At 52.6% G+C, this 19,247-nt stretch carries 16 protein-coding genes; 12 read left to right on the top strand and 4 right to left on the bottom strand.

Features of this window, described 5'->3' with window-relative positions; all coding sequences use genetic code 11:
- Window positions 1-24: 24 nt before the first annotated feature.
- Window positions 25-4,365 (top strand): T9SS type A sorting domain-containing protein, encoded by a 4,341-nt coding sequence (locus tag KK062_RS14260; protein WP_254084984.1) that lies wholly within the window; start codon window positions 25-27, stop codon window positions 4,363-4,365.
- Window positions 4,366-4,444: 79 nt separating this feature from the next.
- Here KK062_RS14260 and KK062_RS14255 read toward each other — a convergent pair whose 3' ends face one another.
- The 4 genes from KK062_RS14255 to KK062_RS14240 are packed head-to-tail and all read right to left on the bottom strand — an operon-like array spanning window position 4,445 to window position 7,836.
- Window positions 4,445-5,557, bottom strand: a complete 1,113-nt coding sequence (locus KK062_RS14255; protein WP_254084983.1) for an aldo/keto reductase — start codon at window positions 5,555-5,557, stop codon at window positions 4,445-4,447.
- Window positions 5,558-5,615: 58 nt separating this feature from the next.
- Window positions 5,616-6,719 (bottom strand): hypothetical protein, encoded by a 1,104-nt coding sequence (locus KK062_RS14250; RefSeq protein WP_254084982.1) that lies wholly within the window; start codon window positions 6,717-6,719, stop codon window positions 5,616-5,618.
- Window positions 6,716-7,258, bottom strand: a complete 543-nt coding sequence (locus KK062_RS14245) for an anti-sigma factor family protein (protein WP_254084981.1) — start codon at window positions 7,256-7,258, stop codon at window positions 6,716-6,718. Before KK062_RS14245 ends, KK062_RS14250 begins: the two co-directional genes overlap by 4 nt.
- On the bottom strand, window positions 7,255-7,836 hold the full coding sequence (locus KK062_RS14240) for an RNA polymerase sigma factor (RefSeq protein WP_254084980.1): 582 nt from the start codon (window positions 7,834-7,836) through the stop codon (window positions 7,255-7,257). The genes KK062_RS14245 and KK062_RS14240 overlap by 4 nt, the downstream gene beginning before the upstream one ends.
- Before the next feature lie 246 nt (window positions 7,837-8,082).
- On the opposite strand from KK062_RS14240, the gene KK062_RS14235 reads away from it, so the two are divergent.
- The 11 genes from KK062_RS14235 (at window position 8,083) to KK062_RS14185 (ending at window position 19,063) form a co-directional block, all read left to right on the top strand.
- Complete coding sequence (locus tag KK062_RS14235) at window positions 8,083-8,673, top strand: TetR family transcriptional regulator (protein ID WP_254084979.1); 591 nt, start codon at window positions 8,083-8,085, stop codon at window positions 8,671-8,673.
- A gap of 19 nt (window positions 8,674-8,692) precedes the next feature.
- The gene (locus KK062_RS14230) at window positions 8,693-10,015 is read left to right on the top strand and encodes a TolC family protein (RefSeq protein ID WP_254084978.1); all 1,323 of its coding nucleotides are present in this window, start codon (window positions 8,693-8,695) and stop codon (window positions 10,013-10,015) included.
- A 24-nt stretch (window positions 10,016-10,039) separates the two neighbouring features.
- A complete protein-coding gene (locus KK062_RS14225; protein ID WP_254084977.1) occupies window positions 10,040-11,119 on the top strand; it encodes an HlyD family secretion protein in 1,080 nt (359 codons plus the stop codon).
- A 9-nt stretch (window positions 11,120-11,128) separates the two neighbouring features.
- Complete coding sequence (locus KK062_RS14220) at window positions 11,129-12,706, top strand: DHA2 family efflux MFS transporter permease subunit (protein WP_254084976.1); 1,578 nt, start codon at window positions 11,129-11,131, stop codon at window positions 12,704-12,706.
- A 124-nt stretch (window positions 12,707-12,830) separates the two neighbouring features.
- Complete coding sequence (locus tag KK062_RS14215; protein WP_254084975.1) at window positions 12,831-13,745, top strand: glycerophosphodiester phosphodiesterase; 915 nt, start codon at window positions 12,831-12,833, stop codon at window positions 13,743-13,745.
- A gap of 581 nt (window positions 13,746-14,326) precedes the next feature.
- Window positions 14,327-15,322 (top strand): adenosine kinase, encoded by a 996-nt coding sequence (locus KK062_RS14210; RefSeq protein WP_254084974.1) that lies wholly within the window; start codon window positions 14,327-14,329, stop codon window positions 15,320-15,322.
- Window positions 15,323-15,461: 139 nt separating this feature from the next.
- Window positions 15,462-15,623: a 50S ribosomal protein L34 gene (gene rpmH, locus KK062_RS14205; protein ID WP_254084973.1), complete on the top strand. Its 162-nt coding sequence runs from the start codon at window positions 15,462-15,464 to the stop codon at window positions 15,621-15,623.
- Between the two features lie 51 nt (window positions 15,624-15,674).
- Entirely contained in the window at window positions 15,675-16,052 is a 378-nt protein-coding gene (gene rnpA / locus KK062_RS14200) for a ribonuclease P protein component (protein ID WP_254084972.1), read from the top strand.
- Window positions 16,053-16,163: 111 nt separating this feature from the next.
- Window positions 16,164-17,813, top strand: a complete 1,650-nt coding sequence (locus KK062_RS14195) for a S41 family peptidase (RefSeq protein WP_254084971.1) — start codon at window positions 16,164-16,166, stop codon at window positions 17,811-17,813.
- The gene (tsaB, locus tag KK062_RS14190; protein ID WP_254084970.1) at window positions 17,813-18,523 is read left to right on the top strand and encodes a tRNA (adenosine(37)-N6)-threonylcarbamoyltransferase complex dimerization subunit type 1 TsaB; all 711 of its coding nucleotides are present in this window, start codon (window positions 17,813-17,815) and stop codon (window positions 18,521-18,523) included. The genes KK062_RS14195 and tsaB overlap by 1 nt, the downstream gene beginning before the upstream one ends.
- 21 nt (window positions 18,524-18,544) lie before the next feature.
- Entirely contained in the window at window positions 18,545-19,063 is a 519-nt protein-coding gene (locus KK062_RS14185) for a DUF2480 family protein (RefSeq protein WP_254084969.1), read from the top strand.
- Window positions 19,064-19,247 lie beyond the last annotated feature (184 nt).

Raw genomic sequence — 19,247 nt, 5'->3', positions numbered from 1 at the left:
GTTATCACTATAAATTGAAAAGTTATGGTTAAACGTTACTTACTTATTGTCTTGCTAACATTTGCGGTCGGCCTGACATTTGCGCAGACAGTACCCCGTGTTACAAAATACAAGGTTGATATCTGGTTTGCCCGGAATAACTCGACAAACTGGTGCTATACGCTTACGATGCAGGATACAAAGATTATCATTGGCGGCGTTGCCTACAACATTCCTAACGGTGTAAATGCGAATACATCCACGATCTATGAAAGCGTTTCCGGTACATTGCCAAACATGGCATCGATTGTTTGGAGTGGAAAGTACACCTGTTCAGGCTCGCAAAGTGGTACGAGACAGTACACCGTGAATGTCACCCTGACAAACCCTGACGGATGTGGTGGACGGTATCGTTACGATCAGGGCGTGAATGGCGGACATCAAATAGACTGCCAGGTGACCCTGACGCCTATGGAGAGTACGCTCCCGGTGTTTTCGAATACGCCGCAATGCCTGGATCAGGATATTGTGTGTCCGTTGCGGTTTGAAAAATTGGACTACTCCGGCAGCGGCACCAGCTATTATATCGATGTAGCAGTTTGGAATCCTGCAACGGGAGGGGTTTCGGACGTCCGTAACGTCGGCTATCTGTCGGTACCGTATGGAACAACAGCTCCCTATCAGGCCGATCTCATCTTTAACCTGAAAACAGCATTGGGTGCTAATGCGGGTGCATACCTGGGCAAGCAGATTGTCTTTCAGGGCAGGCTTTCCGGCGGGGCGTCGCCGTGTGGCTCTTCCTGGAACGGATTGCCCAGTCCATGGTCGGCGCCGTATACCCTCTATCCCGAAGGTCCGAAGGTGAGTGGCGCGCTGACGTCTACTAAACCGTTTTGTACCGCGTTACCCAATACCGGCGCTATTTCCATTCCCACGGTAAGTGGCGGAACAGGTTCCTATAATTATTCTGTTACCAGGCTTGTACCCTACGATCCCGGGGCCGGTGTTACGTGTCCTACACGGATCAGGATCAACAACATCGACTATTGTCCCGGTACGTCTGTAGCCAACGCAACAGGCGCAGGGGAAGCCAAAACTATTGCCGGCCTGAACGCCGGTTTATACCAGGTCATCGTCGAAAACCAGGGCGGCAACAATCCCTGTTATTATACGGGATATGTCGACATTCCGGGACCGGATCCCTTTACCGTCAGCGCTTCCGCCAATGCGGTGTCCATAAGAGGGTACCACATCAACTGCTACGGTGGTAACAACGGTGCCATTACCGTTGCCACCACCAACGGCCAGTCGCCCTATACCTTTACCATCAACAGTGCGGCGGGTACACCCACCGCTTCGCCCTATACATTTACTGCATTGACGGCAGCGTCGTATACCGTGTCGGTAAAAGACGCAAACGGATGTACTACCGACAACACGCTATCCGCCATGGCGCTTACCCAACCGCCAGACCCTGTCACCGCGACAGTAAACGGTTTTACAGATGTGACCTGCTTCGGGGGCACCAATGGCCAGGTGACCCTGCAGGTAGCCAACGTCGCGCAGCCGCTGACCTATACGCTCAACGGCAACGCCGTGACGCCGTCGGGTGGTACGGCCACGGAACCTGTATTCCAGGGGCTTTCGGCAACGGTAGCCTACACGTTTGTGGTGAAAGACAACCTGAACTGTTCGACCTCGGTTGCACCGATCACGCTGGTTCAGCCGGCCCAGATCCAGGTCGGGGCCATTCAGCCTACCCATGTGCTGTGTTATGGTAACCCGACGGGTGTGCTGACGGTTGTAAATGCTACAGGTGGTGTAGCGCCGCTTCGGTATTCTGTTAACGACGTGAACTATAGCACCAACAACGCAATCGGAGGACTTACTGCCGGTACCTATACTGTGACGATTCAAGATGCCAATGGCTGCAAGGCGCCGCAGATACCGGTAGAGATTACGCAACAGCCTCAAATCATGATGGCTACACCTTCCGTCGTAGACGAAAGCTGCGTGGACAAGTTAGACGGTATAATCACGCTTACGCCTTCCACCGGGGGAACAGGCGCCCTGGAATATTCCGTCGACGGCCTGGCCTACAGGCCTCAGACAGATCCGGTAATCTTCGGTGGACTGAAATCCAAAAGCTATACGGTCTATACGCGCGATGCCAACGACTGTGTGGTCACCAGGCCGGCGTTTGTCGACATCCGGCCAACGATCACCGGCCCGATCAGCGTGGCAACTCCCATCAGTTGTTTTGGTGAAGCAGACGGTGCGCTGGACCTCACGCCCGGAGGTGGCACGGGCACGCTTACATTCCTGTGGTCATCGGGCGAAACGACAGAAGACATTAGTGGCAAAGGAGACGGCACGTATTTCGTGACGATCACAGATATCAAAGGGTGTTCCGAAACTTTTGACCGCCACTTGCAGCAGCCCGGTAAGCTGGCGCTTGCGCCGGTCGTAACCGAATACCACGGCGCCGGTGTGAACTGTGCCGGTTCAACCGACGGGGCCATTGCGCTGACAGTAAACGGCGGCACAGGGCCTTTTGTATACGCATGGTCTAACACGGCGACTACGAAAGATGTCAGCAACCTGCCGCCCGGCACATATTCGGTGTTGGTGACCGACAAACACCACTGCACGGTGGAGGCCACCGATCTGCGAGTAATCGAGCCGGCTGCTGTAGGCGTGACAGTAAAAACGCTGACCCACATCCTTTGCTATGACGGCAGCACCGGCGCGATAGAGCTGACGCCTAAAGGTGGCGTGGGTGACTATGAATATTCTGTGAACAATACAAACTGGAATGCTGGTCCGGTCGTGGGCGGCCTCAAAGCAGCTGACTATACCGTACAAATGCGTGATGCAAACGGCTGTACAACGTCGGTGCCGGCTAAGCTTACACAACCCGGGGATATAACATTGTTGGCGAAAGGGAAGGTCGATACCTCGTGTGGAAAAGCCAATGGCTCGGCCGAAGTGGAGGCCGAAGGTGGCGTAGCGGATTTTCTATATACCTGGTACAATGTGAAGAACGAGAACGTACAGATTGCGCAGGGCGCCACGGTCTCTTCGCTGGCAAACGGCCGGTATAAAGCCTTCGCTACCGATGGCAATGGATGTCAGAAAAACATCACGATTACGATCAACGACTCGGACGGCCCACGTATTACTAATACATTACTGAAAGAGCTTACCTGCTATGAAAGTAATGATGGGGCCATCGGCATTTCGATCGACCAGGGGCTGCCGCCCTACACGGTATTGTGGGATACACAGGAAACGACCACCGACATTGTGAATGTAACCGGCGGCGAGCACTGGGTAGAAGTACGTGACGCGCGTGGTTGCGGCGGCATGGAAATATACGATGTACCCTTCCCGGCAAAACTGGCGCTCGACTATACGGTGACGCAGCCTCTTTGTTTGGGCGATGAAAACGGAAACATTGCGATTGTAGCGTTTGGTGGGAACCCTGGTGGCTATAGCTACCTGTGGGATAACAATGAAACCGGCACGCTTCGGAGCGATCTACGCGCCGGCGATTACAATGTAACGGTAACAGATCCTCGCGGATGTATCCTGGGCACGCCGATCACGGTGGCCGATCCGCCGTTGTTTATCGTAGATGCAGGAGGTGACCGCACCATCTGCGTGGGGCAGAAGCTGGCAGTCCGTGCAGAGGAAGATAATGCTACTTATACCTGGTCTTCGTCAGAAGGCTTTACGAGCGACCAACGCGAAGTGGTGTTGTCACAGCCAGCGACCTATACCTTACAGGTTGTTACAGCCAATGGTTGCGTTGGTGCGGATAACTTCACACTGAAGACCTCCGACGATCTGCTACAAGCCGACTTCCTGATGGCCGCCGAGGCTTACCGGGGCGATACGGTAGTGGTAGTCGATGTAAGCTGGCCGCTGCCGGAAGGCATCTCGTGGGTCCTGCCGACGGAAGCGATCATGCTGGTGGAGCACGAAGACTATGCGGAGCTTGTATTCAAGGAATCGGGTGATTTTAATGTGACCATCAACACGGGCCTCGGTGAATGCCTGGACGAATATACCAAGACTATTACCATCCTCGGCGAGCGCCCCGTGGAAGCAGGCCGAGCACCAGCCTCCATTGTATCGGCTTTCACGGTATCCCCGAACCCGAGCAACGGAGCATTTACCATACGGGCTACATTTCAGGAAGAAACTTCTGGTACAGTACGGATGCTTAGCTTCTCTGGCGGGGTAGCATTAGTCAATCGCGAGATACACCACGCAACGGACTTTGAGTTCGCAGCCTCGCTGCAGCAAATACCCGCGGGCTTATATTTCATTGTACTAGAAGTAGGCAATGAGGTGCGGACGCAACGTGTCATTATTCATTGATCGGGTCATCTTAGCACTTCAGCAGTAAGCTGAATATAAAAGGGTCTCTCAACACAGAGACCTTTTTATTTGTGCGCTTTTATTTGGGCACCGGCGCGCTGGCGACGATAAGTTTCTCTTTTTTGAGCGCAGCCCAAAACTCGGCCGGTATCTTCACTTTCATAGATTCTACATTCTCCCGGGCCTGTATTGCTGACCGCGTGCCCGGTATGACCGCAGCCACAACGGATGGGGCAGCGGCAAACTGCAGGGCGGCGGTGCGCAAGTCGGTGCCGTGTTGTTCGGCCAACTTACTGAGCCGCTCGCGTTTCTCGCGGAAGCCCGGCGGTATTTCACTTTTGTAATTATAGCGATCTATGCCTGCCAGAAAGCCTGAGTTCAACGGCGCGCCCATGACCAATGAAACGCCTTTCTTCTCTACTGCCGGGAACAACCGGTTCACAGCATCTTCATGCGAGATGAGCGAATATTGCGTAGCCGACAGGAAGATGTCAGGGTCTGCTACTTCCAGTGTCTTCAAAATTGGATCAATGGTATTTACGCCGAGGCCCCACGCTTTGATCAGACCTTCCTCACGCATCTTGGTGAGCTCCTTCATGGCACCGTTTTGGGCGGTCTTGAAGTATTCTGTCCATTTATCTTTCATGTCTTCGTTGTCGGGCGAGAGGTCGTGTATATAGACAATGTCGATGCTCTCGATGCCAAGCCGTTGCAGACTGTCTTCAATGGAACGACGCGTGCCAGCGGCGCTATAGTCATACGCGTATTTGAATGGAGAGGGCTCGATCCACATCGTTTTGGGCACATCCTTAGACCCGGTTAGTATCCGGCCGATTTTCGTCGACAATACATACTCATCACGTTTTTTTGTGTGTAGAAAGTGCCCGAAGCGTCGCTCACTCAGGCCGAGGCCGTACCAGGGTGACGTATCGAAGTAACGAACGCCGGCATCCCAGGCACCTTCCAGTGTTTGCTGCGCTTGAATTTCGGTGGTGGGGCGAAACGCATTGCCGATGGCGACACCCCCGAGGCCATAACGCAGGCTGGGTTTAAATTTATCGGCGGTGCTACGGCTGGTGGCGCTTTGTGGAACGGCGGCAGCATCTTCGGCGAGTGCGGGTAGGATTGGCATCAGTGATGCTACCGCGGTTCCTTTAAGACTCATAGAGAGAAAGGTTCTTCGTGTGGTCATAGCGGTATTTGTTTATGGACGAAGAACCGTAAATAAGCATGCCGCCGCATGTGGCCGATTATGTTGGTCGGCGCCGGACGAAGAGGAAGACCGTTAGGGCAATCACTATCCCGGAGATCGCAACGGCCCAGTAGTTCAACTGACGCGACTCGGCATAGAGGGTATAATCCTTTAGCAAAAATTTGATGGAAGGCGGGTTCCAGAAAACCTGGTTGCCCGATATGGAATCTGCATTGGTTCGGACAATATCCCAGGGCATGTTGATTTGATGATGATATTTTGCATTGCTGGCCACGGAGATGAATGTGAACTTTGCGTCCAGCGGCTTGAGCTTGGGAATAAACCATTTCAATGCTTCTTCATGTGATATTGGGATCCCCAGGCTGTCGATTACGTGTGCCATATAATCTCCGAATATATCTTTCTTGTTGATGACCTCTGTATAAAGACTTTCCTTGTGAGCCTGTAAAGTGTCAAACCACTGCTGCTCGACATGGTGATGTTGCAGCAGCTTGATGTTAATGTCGTAGTACTCCTCATACAATGCACGGGCCCCATAGATATCGAAAAGCTTTTCGTTGAGCCGCACGAGGTAGAGGCTATCGGCCAGTGTGATCTTTTTGCCTTCGCCGGGAAGACGGTCGATAAAGGCATAGTCTTCTGCAGTGGTGTAGTTCGTGACGGGATAGCCCATCCGGTTGATCGCATGGTAGGTATCGGCATAATAAATATAGGTATAGAACCAGCGAAATCTTTTCTCGAACGTGCTCGTCACACGGAATAAAGTATCGCTGGGCGTTGCGAGCGCAGCATTCGCTTCTTCCGCAGAAGAGAAGTGGCGCAGAAACGTGTAAATCGTCTTCGGATCGCCCTCTGCGGAGGAATCAACGGGCGTCTTCCGGGCGGTTAGAGCCCACCCATCCGCTACGCTTAGCCCCAGAATGTTTTGAGGTGAGTCTTTGTCTGTGATAATAGTTGCTTTGTCAGATTCTCTATGTATCTCCTGTATGTTTTGAAATGAGCCGCCGCTGGTGATGTGAATCATTTTGTCCAAAGATCCGTCGGAATGAACAGTAGTCTCCATAGCAACGTCATGCTCGCAAGCAGAAAGTAGGGCCAGGAGGAATAGGGTTAATATGATAATGTTGATTCGGGATTTCATAGAGAAGAAAGTTTTCGTTGTTTACGAGTTTCCAGGAATGTACCGACACAAGACTCGTCGCGCAGGCATTGATACCACGAAGGAGGTGCCGGTGGCCGTTGTTCTTTTTCCTGCGTGTACGGCTGTAGAAAATCATTTGTATTTAGGGTGGCCGATGCTGCCGGACGACGCATCGTTTTAACGACGACAGGACCATTTTGCTGCTCTGAAAGAAAAAGCACCAACAACCCCACCGATACTGCCGCCAGCGAATACCGCACAAAGAGCGAATCCATCGGCGCCAAAAGCATTGTCACAAGGGTCGCGCGCCGCGCAGGCCGCTCAATGCGGGCAAGGATAGCGTCAGTAAGCTGTTGTGGATGCCTGGCTTCCGGAGGTGCGAAGGAAGCATGTCTCACCCACGCCGATTGCTGTTGTACTTCCTCCAGCAATGTTCGACAGTCCGTACATGTAAGCACGTGCTCATCTATAACCTCCTGTGCTTGCGGAGAGAGCTCGTCATAGAGATAGATGTCCTGTAAATATTTTTCACAGCTCATAGTGAGAAGTGGTTTGTGTTGTCTTGATACAAGGCTCGCAGTTTTTCACCCATCTGCCGGCGGGCATAAAACAAATTGCTTTTTAAGGTGCCGGGGTCCATCGATAATGCTTCGCACGCTTCTTGGGCAGAGAGCCCTTCGAGGTCGCGAAGAATAAAGACGGCCCGTTGTCGGGGAGGCAAGGTTTCACATGCCCGGTGGATGGCGTCCAGCAGCTCGCGTTGCTGCAGGTCTTTTTCGGGAGAGCTCAGATCGGCTACGCCGTGGCCATCGGCGAGTCCAACCCGGTTCTTTTGCTGTCGGCGGTGGCGTGACTTCAAAAAATCAAAGCACAGGTTGACGACAATGCGATACAGCCAGGTGGTGAGCTTAATCTCAGGCTTATAGTTTGGCAAGTGGCGCCATAGCCGTACAAAAGCCTCCTGGACAATATCCTCAGCATCGTCGGCATCCCCCGTAAAACGGTAGGCAACGGAGTAGGCAAAAGGCTGAAGCCACTCCACAACCTCGCGAAACGCCTGCGTATTGCCGCGGGCAGCGCGCAGGATGGTTTCGGTAGGTAGCGGAACTGGCATCATTAATTTTACCCATGATACGACGGTGGGCGCCCGAAGTCAAAAGTGTATAATTTTTTTTTGAAGTCCACAACCGTTTGAAACCCGGTGGCGAATCGGTTTTTATACCGTCCAAGTTTCTTTCACTTAAACATTTGTTTAAATATTAAACAACCGTTTAACTTTGTGCCCGTTACAAGACACCAGAGTACTTTAGACGCCGGCTATGACCCCTCCCGGACCTGTCTGAGTGAATTTATACATCGAATTATGACCAGCGAAAAAATACTGTCTGCTGCCGCCGAGCTCTTCATGGAGCGTGGCTTTGATGCCGTGAGCGTGCGCGAGATCGCCGGCAAGGCAGGAGTGAACGTGGCCCTGATCAACTACCACTTTCAGTCGAAGGAGAATTTATTTCTCTCGGTACTGGAAGATACCGTGTCCACCTCGCGCATGAAGCTGAACAACCTGAACAATGCCGATATCCCCTCAAAGGAAAAGCTGCTCCAGGTAATAGATATGTACACGGAAAAGATCTTTACCAACTGTCGCGGCTATCATTTTATCCAACGGGAGCTGGCAGATACACAACGGCCCGAACTGGTCGATGGCATCACAAAGATCATCAATAAGAACAGCGCGGAGCTGCGCAGGCTGCTGGAAGACGGCCAAAAGAATAAAGAGTTTAGGAAAGAAGCCGATGTCGACATGGTGAATGCCACCTTGTTTGGCGTGATGTACCAGGCTACCCATGCTGTTTTGAAAAAGCGTTGGATCCGGCCGGGGGAAGACGACATTACATTTAAAGAACGCACACGAAAATACCTGATCGATTTGCTGACCGGGTACCTGATCAAATAAATCAAGAACCAATTTTATCATGTATAGAAGAATAACGTGGGCCCTGGCAGCGCTGCTACTCGCAGGAAGCCTGCAGGCGCAGTCCGTCAGGAAGCTGACCCTTCGGGAAGCGGTCGATCTTGGCGTAGCGAATAGCAAGGAACTGGCCGTATCGTCGGCCAAAGTAAAACAAGCCCAGGCAAAGGCCGCCCAGGCAAGCGACAAAGTGTGGCCCGAAGTGGGAGTAAGCGGCACCTACCTGCACATCACTACTCCCAACGTAGACATTAAAACAAAGCCGGCCGATGGAGAAACCAGTGGCAGCTCACCGCTGGCGATGTTCGAAGATCTGCACGACATCGCGCTGCTACAAGCGTCGGCGTCTATGCCGATCTTTAACGGCTTCCGCATCAAGAACAACCGTCTCATGTCTGAATACCTGGAAGAGGCGGCGAAGTATGACGAACAAACGGCGAAGAGCAAAGTAATGCTGAACACCGAGAAGGCCGTCTATCAATACTATGAGCTGCTGGAAACACGGCGCACCATCCAGGAAAGCCTGAAGCGTGAACAACAGCGCGTGAAAGAATTCCAGGACAAAGAGAAACAAGGTTTGCTGGCGCGCAACGACCGGCTCAAAGCAGAGTTACAAGCCAACAACATCGAGCTGGCACTGACGGAAGTGAACAACAACGTGCAGCTGGCAGAGTATAACCTCATAGTGTTACTCGGCTTACCCGACGACACCACACTGGAGCTTGACACAACAAACATGTTCGGCCAAATGCCGCTTACCACGTGGAACGAATACCTGCAAGCCGGCCTGACCAACCGCAGCGAGCTGAAAGCAGCCGAGTACCAGGTAAAAGCAGGCGAGTCAGGTTACCGTGCCGCCAAAGCCAGCCGTCTGCCCACGGTAGGGTTAAGCGCCGGCTATGTAAATGCGTACATTCCCAATGTCGCCAACATCACCAACGCGATGAACGCCGGGGTCTCTGTTAAATATAGTCTGACGGGTGCCTTCCACGCCAGCCACGGCATGCAAGAAGCGAGGGCGCAACAAGCGCAAGCCGAAGCGGCCCGCCAGGCAGCGACCGACGAAGTAAAAGTTACCATACGACAGAAGTTTCTGAAATGCCAGGAATCGGTGGAACGACTTGCCATTACCGAGCGTGCCATCGAGCAGGCCGAAGAAAACTATCAGATCACACACAATAAATATAATCAGGGTCTGGTGATCCTGTCGGATTATCTCGACTCCGACCTGACGCTGTTGCAGGCACGCATCAACTATGCAACGACACGCGCAGAAAGCATGATAGCGTACTACGAGCTTCAGGAATCAGTCGGAAACCTTCAATAATCAGAACTAATACCTTTATCCTTTATGGAAACCAATAAGAAAAAGAAGAATAAAACATTTGCCATCGTGCTCGGGGGCCTGGTAATCGCCGCCGCGACGTTTGGCATTACGAAGTATATCCACGGCCAGCACCACGAAGAAACGGATAACGCGCAGGTTGAAGCGGACATCAATCCGATCATTCCGAAAGTATCCGGCTATGTAACGCGCTTGTCGGTAGAAGACAACCAAATTGTCAAAAAAGGCGATACCCTGGTCGTACTGGATGACCGTGACCTGGCACTGAAAGTAATACAGGCCGAAGCGGCCCTCGAAAATGCTAAAGCCAGCCTCGCCACCTCGCAAGCCAGCTATGCTACATCACAGGAAAACGTGTTGACCTCACGCTCGAATACGGAAGCTGCCGACGCGAGCATTGAAATTGCACAAGTGCGTGCCAGGCGCGCGGAGCAAGACTTCAAACGCTACCAGGAGCTGATCAAAACCAACTCGGTTACGCAACAGCAATATGAGCAGGCAGAAGCCGAGAAAGACGCGGCCTTGAAACAACTTGACGTGGCCAGGCGCCAACGCGAAGCCCTTTCCCGGGAAACTTCCGCGCGCAAAGCCCAAAGCACGGTAAGCGATCGCAACATTGCCCTGGCGCAGACCGTGGTGAAAGAACGTAAAGCGGACCTTCAGTTCGCCCGGCTTCAGCTGTCATACTCGTATATACTGGCTCCGGCTACCGGCGTGATCTCGCGCAAAAGCGTACAACCCGGTCAGTACGTACAGGCGGGCCAGTCGTTGTTCGCCCTCGTAACCGAAAAAGAAAAGTGGGTAGTGGCGAACTTTAAAGAAACCCAACTCGACAAAATGAAGGCCGGCCAGGTAGTGGAAATCAAGGTAGACGCCTTTCCCGGCGATGTGTTTTCAGGCAAAGTAGAATCTCTCTCGCCTGCGACCGGTGCTAAATTTTCATTGCTGCCGGCCGACAATGCTTCGGGTAACTTTGTAAAAGTCGTCCAACGCGTGCCGGTAAAAATCGTGCTGACGGAGAAAGCCGAAAAGGCAGCCCTGTTGCGCGCCGGTATGAACGTGATCGTAGACGTACACCTGGACTAATAAAAGTTTATGTTACAGCAGGAATCACTGGTCGAATACGGTTTCAACCGCGTCATCATCACCATCACGGCGATCATGTGTGCGCTCCTGGAAATTATCGACACGACCATCGTCAACGTAGCGCTGAACGAAATGCGGGGTAACCTCGGCGCCACTCTCGCGGACGTCAGCTGGGTGATCGCTGCCTATGCCATTGCCAACGTTATCGTTGTACCGCTGACGAGCTGGCTCTCACAGCAGTTCGGCCGCCGTAATTACTTTGCGGTATCGATCGTCATTTTTACCGTGGCGTCTTTTCTTTGTGGCAACGCCACCTCCATCTGGGAGCTTGTGTTCTTCCGCTTTATACAAGGCCTCGGCGGTGGCGCGTTGCTGGTAACGTCGCAGACGATTATCACCGAAGTATACCCGCCCGAAAAGCGTGGCATGGCGCAAGCCCTGTACGGCATGGGCGTGATCGTCGGCCCAACGCTCGGGCCCCCGCTGGGAGGCTATATTGTCGATAACTTCTCGTGGCCCTATATCTTCTATATCAATATACCGATTGGGGTCATTGCTACGCTGCTGACGTTGTCATACGTCAAGAGTCCGAACTATGGTGGTAAAAAATCGTTCTCCGAGGTCGATTGGTGGGGCATTCTTTTCTTGATCATGGCGGTGGGCTCACTCCAGCTTGTACTGGAGAAAGGACAGGAGCACGATTGGTTCGAAGACACCAGTATCATCATCTTCGCCGTCATGGCCGCTTCAGGTATATACATGTTCATCTGGCGTGAGCTGACAGCCGAAAACCCGGCCGTGGATTTACGCGTCTTAAAGGACAAAAACCTGGCCATCGGTACGGTACTATCGTTTATCCTGGGGTTTGGCCTTTACGGCTCGACGTTTGTCATCCCGCTGTTTACCCAAAACTCGCTGGGATGGACCGCCCTGCAATCGGGAAATATGCTGGTGCCAAGTTCGATCGCGACCGCGATGATGATGCCGATCGTGGGCAGGGCCATACAAGGCGGCTTTTCGCAGAAGTATCTCATTGCAGCAGGTTTTTCGGTGTTCTTCGGTTACAGCCTGTGGGCATACACGATTATTACACCGTTTACAGGCGAAGGTGACTTCTTCTGGATATTGATGTTGCGTGGCGTGGGCCTGGGCTTCCTGTTTGTGCCCACCACGACATTGGCGCTTTCGTCGCTAAAAGGAAAAGAGATTGGGCAGGGCGCCGCCTTCACCGGCATGGTGCGCCAGTTGGGGGGCTCGTTTGGCATCGCGCTGATCAGTACCTACATCAGCCGCCAGAATGTACAGCATCGCGCCGACCTCATCACCCACGTGTCGCCGTATGACCCCGCCGTTGCTCAGCGGATGTCGGGCCTGGAAAGCAACTTTATGTCGCACGGGGCCAGCGCGGGTGAAGCCGTGCAAATGGCAACCCGGGCGATGGAAGGCGCGGTCATGAAACAAGCGGCGCTGCTGACGTACATGGACGTGTTCCTCGGCATTGGGGTGTTCTTCCTGCTATGTGTGCCGTTCGTACTCATCCTGAAGCCTAACAAAGGCAAAGTAGACATGAGCCAGGCAGCACACTAATTTGAGATAGTTAACTACATACGACATCCGCGCACAGCGCAGGGCCGGGCTGGAGTTTTAGAGGGGTTTGCCTGGTCCTCGCGCTGTTCGCGGATGTTCGTATTTTTTTCTTTTATCTTTCGGCATGCTTAGATACTTCCTCCTTGCATGCTTGTTGTCGTCCACTCCGCTGGTGGCGCAGATCTACACACCGAAGTTTGATGTACAGGGTCACCGTGGTGCCCGCGGCCTGAAGCCCGAGAATACCATCCCTGCCTTCATCACCGCCCTGGACTCGGGCGTGATGACATTGGAAATGGACGTGGTCATTACCAAAGACCGCCAGGTGGTACTGTCGCACGAACCGTGGATGTCGTCGGAGATCTGCCTCGACACGACCGGCAACGTCTTTACAGCGAAGGATGAAAAGCGCTACGCTATTTACGACATGACCTATGCCCAGGTCGCACGCTTTGATTGCGGCTCGAAAGTCAACGAGCGGTTTCCCGAACAGCAGAAAATATCGGTTACCAAACCCTTGCTGCGCGATGTGTTGATTGCGGTGGAAGATCACATTAAAGGTGTGACGTTGTATGAAGTCGATTATAACATCGAGATCAAAAGCTCACCCGATGGCGATAAAAAACTTCACCCCACGGTGGAAGAATATTCCGACCTGGTCTATGACATGCTGGATGAATACATTCCGCTGGAGCGGGTGGTGATCCAGTCGTTCGACTTTCGGGTGCTACGCTACTGGCGTAAAAAGCATCCCGAGATCCGCCTGGCGGCGTTGGTGGAAAACGTAAAGTCAGTGGACGCCAACCTGGCCGACCTTGGGTTTAACCCGGCTGTTTACAGTCCGTACTTCAAATTGATCACCAAGGAGAAAGTGGACGTCCTGCACAAACGGAAGATCCGCGTCATTCCCTGGACCGTGAACGAGACATCGGACATGCTGTCGCTGAAGGGCATGGGCGTCGATGGATTTATTACGGATTACCCGGACCGGGCCCGGCGGTACAAGATGACATTGGGCATGAACGTACAGAAAAAGTAGCCATTCACACCGTCGAAAGAGGGGATTACCCGTATCAATAGCGTACTTAAAGCATACTAACAGCATCCTAAGGGTATGGAAAAGGTATGCTGCCTACAGTAGGCGAGCTTATACCAAAGCTACTACCATACCTATAGCATACTTATACCAAAGCTATGGTTGACTTATAGTAACCTTATAGTGAGTATAGTAAAATGAAAGTTGCGAATACGGTTGCTGGCAGGTGTTAGCGTCCAGCGAAGCGTACGGCGCACCTGCGTCAGCAGTCTCCCGACTGCCCAGCGGTAACAATCATAACCTGGGCAACCATACAACATCCCTGCCCGAAGCAGTCAGAAACAGCCTCGAGGCAAAGGCTACTTACTTACACGAATGAGCATGTCGTATCCCCGTCCCTTAGCACGGAGTAAACCCGGGCTATACTCGGGCTATACTCGGACTCAACACGGAGACATCCTCCTTTTACCTCCCCTCATGAGATACTGTCATAAAAGCCAGGAGGATCCCTAAGATTCGCAACGTGCACCGGGTAAGTTGTTTGGTCCCCGGCTATTCCGTATCCTTGCCCAAAATTTCCCTGCATGAAGAAATACGACGTTTATGGCATCGGCAACGCCATTGTGGATATTGTAACAGAAGTTGAATACGACTTTTTTGAAAAGAACGGTATCGAGAAGGGGGTCATGACCCTGGTGGATGAAAAACGCCAGGTAGAGCTGATGAAGGCCATTGACATGAAAAAAAGCAAGCTTACCGGGGGCGGCTCCGCGGGGAACACCGTAACGGCCATTAACCAGTTTGGTGGAAAGAGCTTCTATTCATGTCTGGTTGCCAATGACGAGCTGGGCAAGTTTTTCCTGGATGAGCTGAGCCGTAGCGGCGTAGATACGAATATGCGCCACGAGACCTGCCCTCCGGGCGACTCGGGTCGCTGCCTGGTAATGACCTCGCCCGATGCCTCACGCACCATGAACACTTTTCTGGGCGTAAGCTCACTGCTGTCACCGGCACACCTGGACGAAACCGCCATCAAAAACTCTTCGTACGTTTACCTGGAAGGCTACCTGGTACCCAGCCCGCAAGGCCTGGAAGCCCTGAAAGAAGCCAAGCGCATTGCCGAGCGTCACAAAGTGCCCGTTGCCCTGACGTTCTCCGACCCGAGCATGGTGAAATATTTCTCACAACAAATGACTGAGGTCGTGGGCGCCAGCGTAGACCTGTTGTTCTGCAACGACGAGGAGGCGATGATCTTTACCGGCACCAGTTCTGTAAACGAAGCACGCGAAAAACTGCGCGGTGTGGCCAAACGGTTTGTGATTACCCTGGGAGCCAACGGCGCCCTGATCTTTGACGGCGATACATTTATTCAAATCGAACCGTACAAAGTGACGGCTGTCGATACGAACGGCGCAGGCGACATGTTCGCGGGAGCCTTTTTATATGCTATTACGCATGGCCACAGCTATGCGGAGGCAGGTAAGCTGGCATCGCTGGCGTCATCGCGTGTGGTGTCGCAATGGGGCCCTCGCCTGGAGGAGGCCCAGGCCCAAAAGGTCTTACAAGAATTGACAGCGTAAACTGCCCCGGGAATTGTAGAACAGCCTTTTTGGGCTTGAATTACAGGTTGAGGCATAAATCGCGGTGGCGAGTTGTAAATTTGACAAATAGTGGCCATCTTTGCAGCCCTTAAAAAAGTAAGGTAAAAACGGATATACTATGAAACGTACATATCAGCCTTCCCGCAGAAAGAGAAAGAACAAGCACGGTTTCCGTGATAGAATGGCGTCTGCCAATGGTCGTCGTGTATTGGCTTCACGCCGCCGGAAAGGTCGTAAGAAACTGACTGTTTCTGACGAGAAGACATTGAAGCATAAATAATCGCTTTTGGGGTCAGTAAACTCCCTGGGAGAGATTGAGTAATTTGATCTCATGGGGAAATTTACATTCCGGAAGGAAGAACGGCTCTCGAAAGAAAAACAGATACAGGAACTCTTCGACAAGGGTTCCTCTTTTTATTTGTTCCCGTTCAAGGTATTGTTTTTGCCACAGGCCGACCCGGCAAGCCCGGTGCACCAGGTCCTGATCTCTGTCTCCAAGCGCAATTTTAAACGGGCGGTTGACCGCAACCTCATTAAACGCCGCATGCGCGAGGCCTACCGGCTGCAGCAGCAACTCTTGCCGGCAGCGCCCCGGTTATCCGTGGCCTTTATTTATACGCACAAGCAACCGCTGCTATCAGCCGAGTTGCAGGGAAAAATGCGGCAAACGTTGGTAAAACTGGGCAAAATGGCTCTTTCCCCGCCCTAGCGAGAAGAGGTTGCCGCGACACCCATCCTTGCGTATATTTAAAAGATGATTCACCCGGCAAGCCGGCCGGGCTTGGGCTAGCAGCCAGTACAATTTCAGATATTACCGATTATGTGGAGAAGATATTCGTGGTTGATCCTGCTTACGACGGCCGTGATGGCGCTGGTCGCCTTCCGCAAGCCCGCCGAGCGTTACTTTGATGTTGCCAAAAGCCTGGATATTTTTGCCACCCTCTTCAAAGAGGTCAACGCCTACTATGTTGATGAGGTAGAGCCTCAAAAGCTGATCCGCAAAGGCATCGACGGCATGCTCGAGTCGCTGGATCCATACACCGACTACATCCCCGAAGACGAAATCGAATCGTTCCGCATCTCCACCACCGGCCAATACGGCGGCGTGGGCGCGTTGATCGGCATTATTAATAAAAGAACAATCATCACTTTTCCCTATAAAGATTTTCCCGCCTACCTCGCCGGCGTGAAAGTGGGCGACGAGATCGTTTCCGTCGACGGCCACCTGGTAAAAGGCAAAACAACGTCTGAGGTAAGCGCATGGATGAAAGGCAAGCCCAAAACCGAAGTAGAAATTCGCGTGCACCGCTATGGCCTGAAAGACGACCTGGTATTTAAGATTCGCCGTGAAAAAATTGCCGTCAGCAACCTGGCCTATACCGGCATGCTGGAACCCAGCATCGGGTACATCCGCCTGGATGACTTTACGCCGGGCGCCGGCCGTGAGGTAGGGGAGGCGTTGACCGCCCTCAAGGCACAGGGTGCCAAAAAGATTATTCTCGACCTGCGCGAGAACCCCGGTGGCTTATTGCATGAAGCGGTCAATATCGTCAACCTCTTTGTCCCCCGTGGACAGGAAGTGGTGTCCACCAAAGGCAAAGTGGAAGACTGGAACAAAACCTACCGCACACTCAATAATCCCCTGGATACGGAAATACCCATGGTGGTACTGGTAAGCGACGGCAGCGCCTCGGCATCCGAGATCGTGGCCGGTTCATTACAGGACTACGACCGCGCCGTACTGATCGGCAAAAAAACCTTTGGCAAAGGCCTGGTGCAAACCACACGCCCGCTGACCTACAACGCCCAGCTGAAAGTGACGACCGCCAAGTATTACATCCCCAGCGGCCGTTGCATCCAGGCGCTGGACTACACCCACCGCAAAGACGACGGCACCGTAGCGCGTGTAGCCGACTCGCTGAAGCGCGAGTTCACCACCCGCAATGGACGCAAAGTATACGACGGCGCGGGACTCGACCCGGACGTGGAGGTAGAATTCGACCCCCTTGGGCGTGTAACCGCCGCGTTGATCAACTCGGGGCTGGTCTTTGAATTTGCGTCACGGTATTGCGCGTACAACCCGCACATGCCCGACCTGAAAACATTCCGATTGTCGGAAAATGATTATGCCCAGTTTTCGGCTCTGTTAAATGAGTTTAAGTTTGTCTACGACATGCCGCTGGAAGAAAATGCGAAACACCTGGCCGAAACCGCCCGGAAGGAACGCTACTTCAGTGAGCTGGAAGGACCGTTAACGACGCTACGCGCCAAGATCGAGACCGGCAAAAAATCCGATCTTGTTCGCTTTAAAAAAGAAATTATGCAGGTGCTGGAAGAGCAGATTGCTTTTCACTACACTCAAAACGAGGGGCAGGCACTAAATGCGCTGCCACGTGACAAGGCGGTACTGGAAGCGCAAAAGCTTCTGAACAATCCGGCGGCCTACCAGAAAATTCTTTCTCCGAAGTAATGTCGATCATTCTTAGTCTTGAAACTTCTACCCATGTATGCTCGGTGGCGCTGCATGCAGACGGCACGTTGCTAGCCTCGGCGGTGACGTATCGCGAGCAGTCGCACGCCTCGAAGCTGGCCGTACTCATAGACCAGGTATTGCAGCTGGCCGATGTCACAATGGCCCAGCTCAGTGCGGTGGCGGTCTCCTCCGGTCCGGGCTCCTACACCGGACTTCGCATCGGTACGTCTACTGCGAAAGGCCTGTGTTATGCGCTCAACATTCCGCTGATCGGGGTGGGGGCATTGGACTCGTTGGCGTGGGCGGCAGGACCGTTCAATACGTTGCAGGCCTTGCTTTGTCCGATGATTGATGCGCGCCGCATGGAGGTGTACTGTCAATTACTGGATGCGCAATACGGTATAGTCGGTCCCGTCGAAGCCAAAGTGATTGATACAGAAAGCTTTCGCGAGGCACTGGAAGCAGGTCCGGTATTGTTTTTTGGAAATGGCGCCGCCAAATGTCAAGGAGTGATCCAACATAAAAATGCTTTTTTCCTGGCGGATGTTCACCCTACTGCCGATACGGTCGGCAAACTGGCGTGGGAAAAGTTTCAGCGAAACGGAACCGAAGACCTGGTGACCTTCGAGCCGTTCTACCTGAAAGAATTTATGATCAAAACGCCGGTGAAACAGGAAGTTGCCGCGGAGGCGAACAAAACGGTGTGATGTTGATGTTTTAACAACGCTATGGAAGCACAAGAACAAATTGTAAACCGCGTCGCCAACAGCGGCCTGATTACCTTCGACTTAGAAGAATATTATCAGCCCGGCCCGCGCGCGCTCATCGACATAAAAGATCAGCTCTTTCAGGGACTTATCCTGAAGGAAAAGGATTTCCGTGATTACATCAAAACGCACGATTGGAAACAATATGAAGGCGCATATGTAGCCGTCACGTGTTCTGTCGATGCGATTGTGCCGACATGGGCGTATATGTTGTTAGCCATTGCTTTAGAACCCTATGCGAAGCACGTATTTTTTGGTTCAGTAGAAGCACTGGAAGTATCGTTGTACCAGGAGCGTCTGGCGCAAATCGATTGGCAGGTTTTTAAAGATGCAAAAGTCGTGATAAAAGGCTGCAGTAAAGTGGCTGTTCCCATTGCGGCATACGTGGAGGCGACCAACAAATTGAGACCGTTTGCGGCGAGTTTAATGTTTGGGGAGCCGTGTAGTACAGTTCCACTCTACAAGCGACCAAAAAATTGAAAAAATTTACTGGAGTGTAACTTCTTTACAATCAGACTTTAGCCGTTGTCGGAAGTGTATTGTGGATAAAATCTCAGCACCATGTTTTGCATCTTATCAAACCTGGACTACATTTGCATCCCCAATCGCTAGAAGAGCGGCGGGGATGCGGAAAGCGAGAGCTGATAAAGCAGAAGAATGGACT

This window comes from Dawidia cretensis, from assembly GCF_018598175.1.
Classification (GTDB): domain Bacteria; phylum Bacteroidota; class Bacteroidia; order Cytophagales; family Cyclobacteriaceae; genus Ohtaekwangia; species Ohtaekwangia cretensis.
The sequence above is the reverse complement of the archived record's forward strand: the minus strand, read 5'-3'. Positions and strand labels throughout refer to the sequence as shown.

Coding starts and splice junctions, on each gene's coding strand:
- KK062_RS14210 (WP_254084974.1), top strand. CDS start 14,327: ATGAAGAAATACGACGTTTATGGCATCGGCAACGCCATTGTGGATATT.
- KK062_RS14255 (WP_254084983.1), bottom strand. CDS start 5,557: ATGACCACACGAAGAACCTTTCTCTCTATGAGTCTTAAAGGAACCGCG.
- KK062_RS14235 (WP_254084979.1), top strand. CDS start 8,083: ATGACCAGCGAAAAAATACTGTCTGCTGCCGCCGAGCTCTTCATGGAG.
- KK062_RS14195 (WP_254084971.1), top strand. CDS start 16,164: ATGTGGAGAAGATATTCGTGGTTGATCCTGCTTACGACGGCCGTGATG.
- KK062_RS14250 (WP_254084982.1), bottom strand. CDS start 6,719: ATGAAATCCCGAATCAACATTATCATATTAACCCTATTCCTCCTGGCC.
- KK062_RS14225 (WP_254084977.1), top strand. CDS start 10,040: ATGGAAACCAATAAGAAAAAGAAGAATAAAACATTTGCCATCGTGCTC.
- rnpA (WP_254084972.1), top strand. CDS start 15,675: ATGGGGAAATTTACATTCCGGAAGGAAGAACGGCTCTCGAAAGAAAAA.
- KK062_RS14240 (WP_254084980.1), bottom strand. CDS start 7,836: ATGATGCCAGTTCCGCTACCTACCGAAACCATCCTGCGCGCTGCCCGC.
- KK062_RS14245 (WP_254084981.1), bottom strand. CDS start 7,258: ATGAGCTGTGAAAAATATTTACAGGACATCTATCTCTATGACGAGCTC.
- KK062_RS14185 (WP_254084969.1), top strand. CDS start 18,545: ATGGAAGCACAAGAACAAATTGTAAACCGCGTCGCCAACAGCGGCCTG.
- KK062_RS14230 (WP_254084978.1), top strand. CDS start 8,693: ATGTATAGAAGAATAACGTGGGCCCTGGCAGCGCTGCTACTCGCAGGA.
- rpmH (WP_254084973.1), top strand. CDS start 15,462: ATGAAACGTACATATCAGCCTTCCCGCAGAAAGAGAAAGAACAAGCAC.
- KK062_RS14220 (WP_254084976.1), top strand. CDS start 11,129: ATGTTACAGCAGGAATCACTGGTCGAATACGGTTTCAACCGCGTCATC.
- tsaB (WP_254084970.1), top strand. CDS start 17,813: ATGTCGATCATTCTTAGTCTTGAAACTTCTACCCATGTATGCTCGGTG.
- KK062_RS14260 (WP_254084984.1), top strand. CDS start 25: ATGGTTAAACGTTACTTACTTATTGTCTTGCTAACATTTGCGGTCGGC.
- KK062_RS14215 (WP_254084975.1), top strand. CDS start 12,831: ATGCTTAGATACTTCCTCCTTGCATGCTTGTTGTCGTCCACTCCGCTG.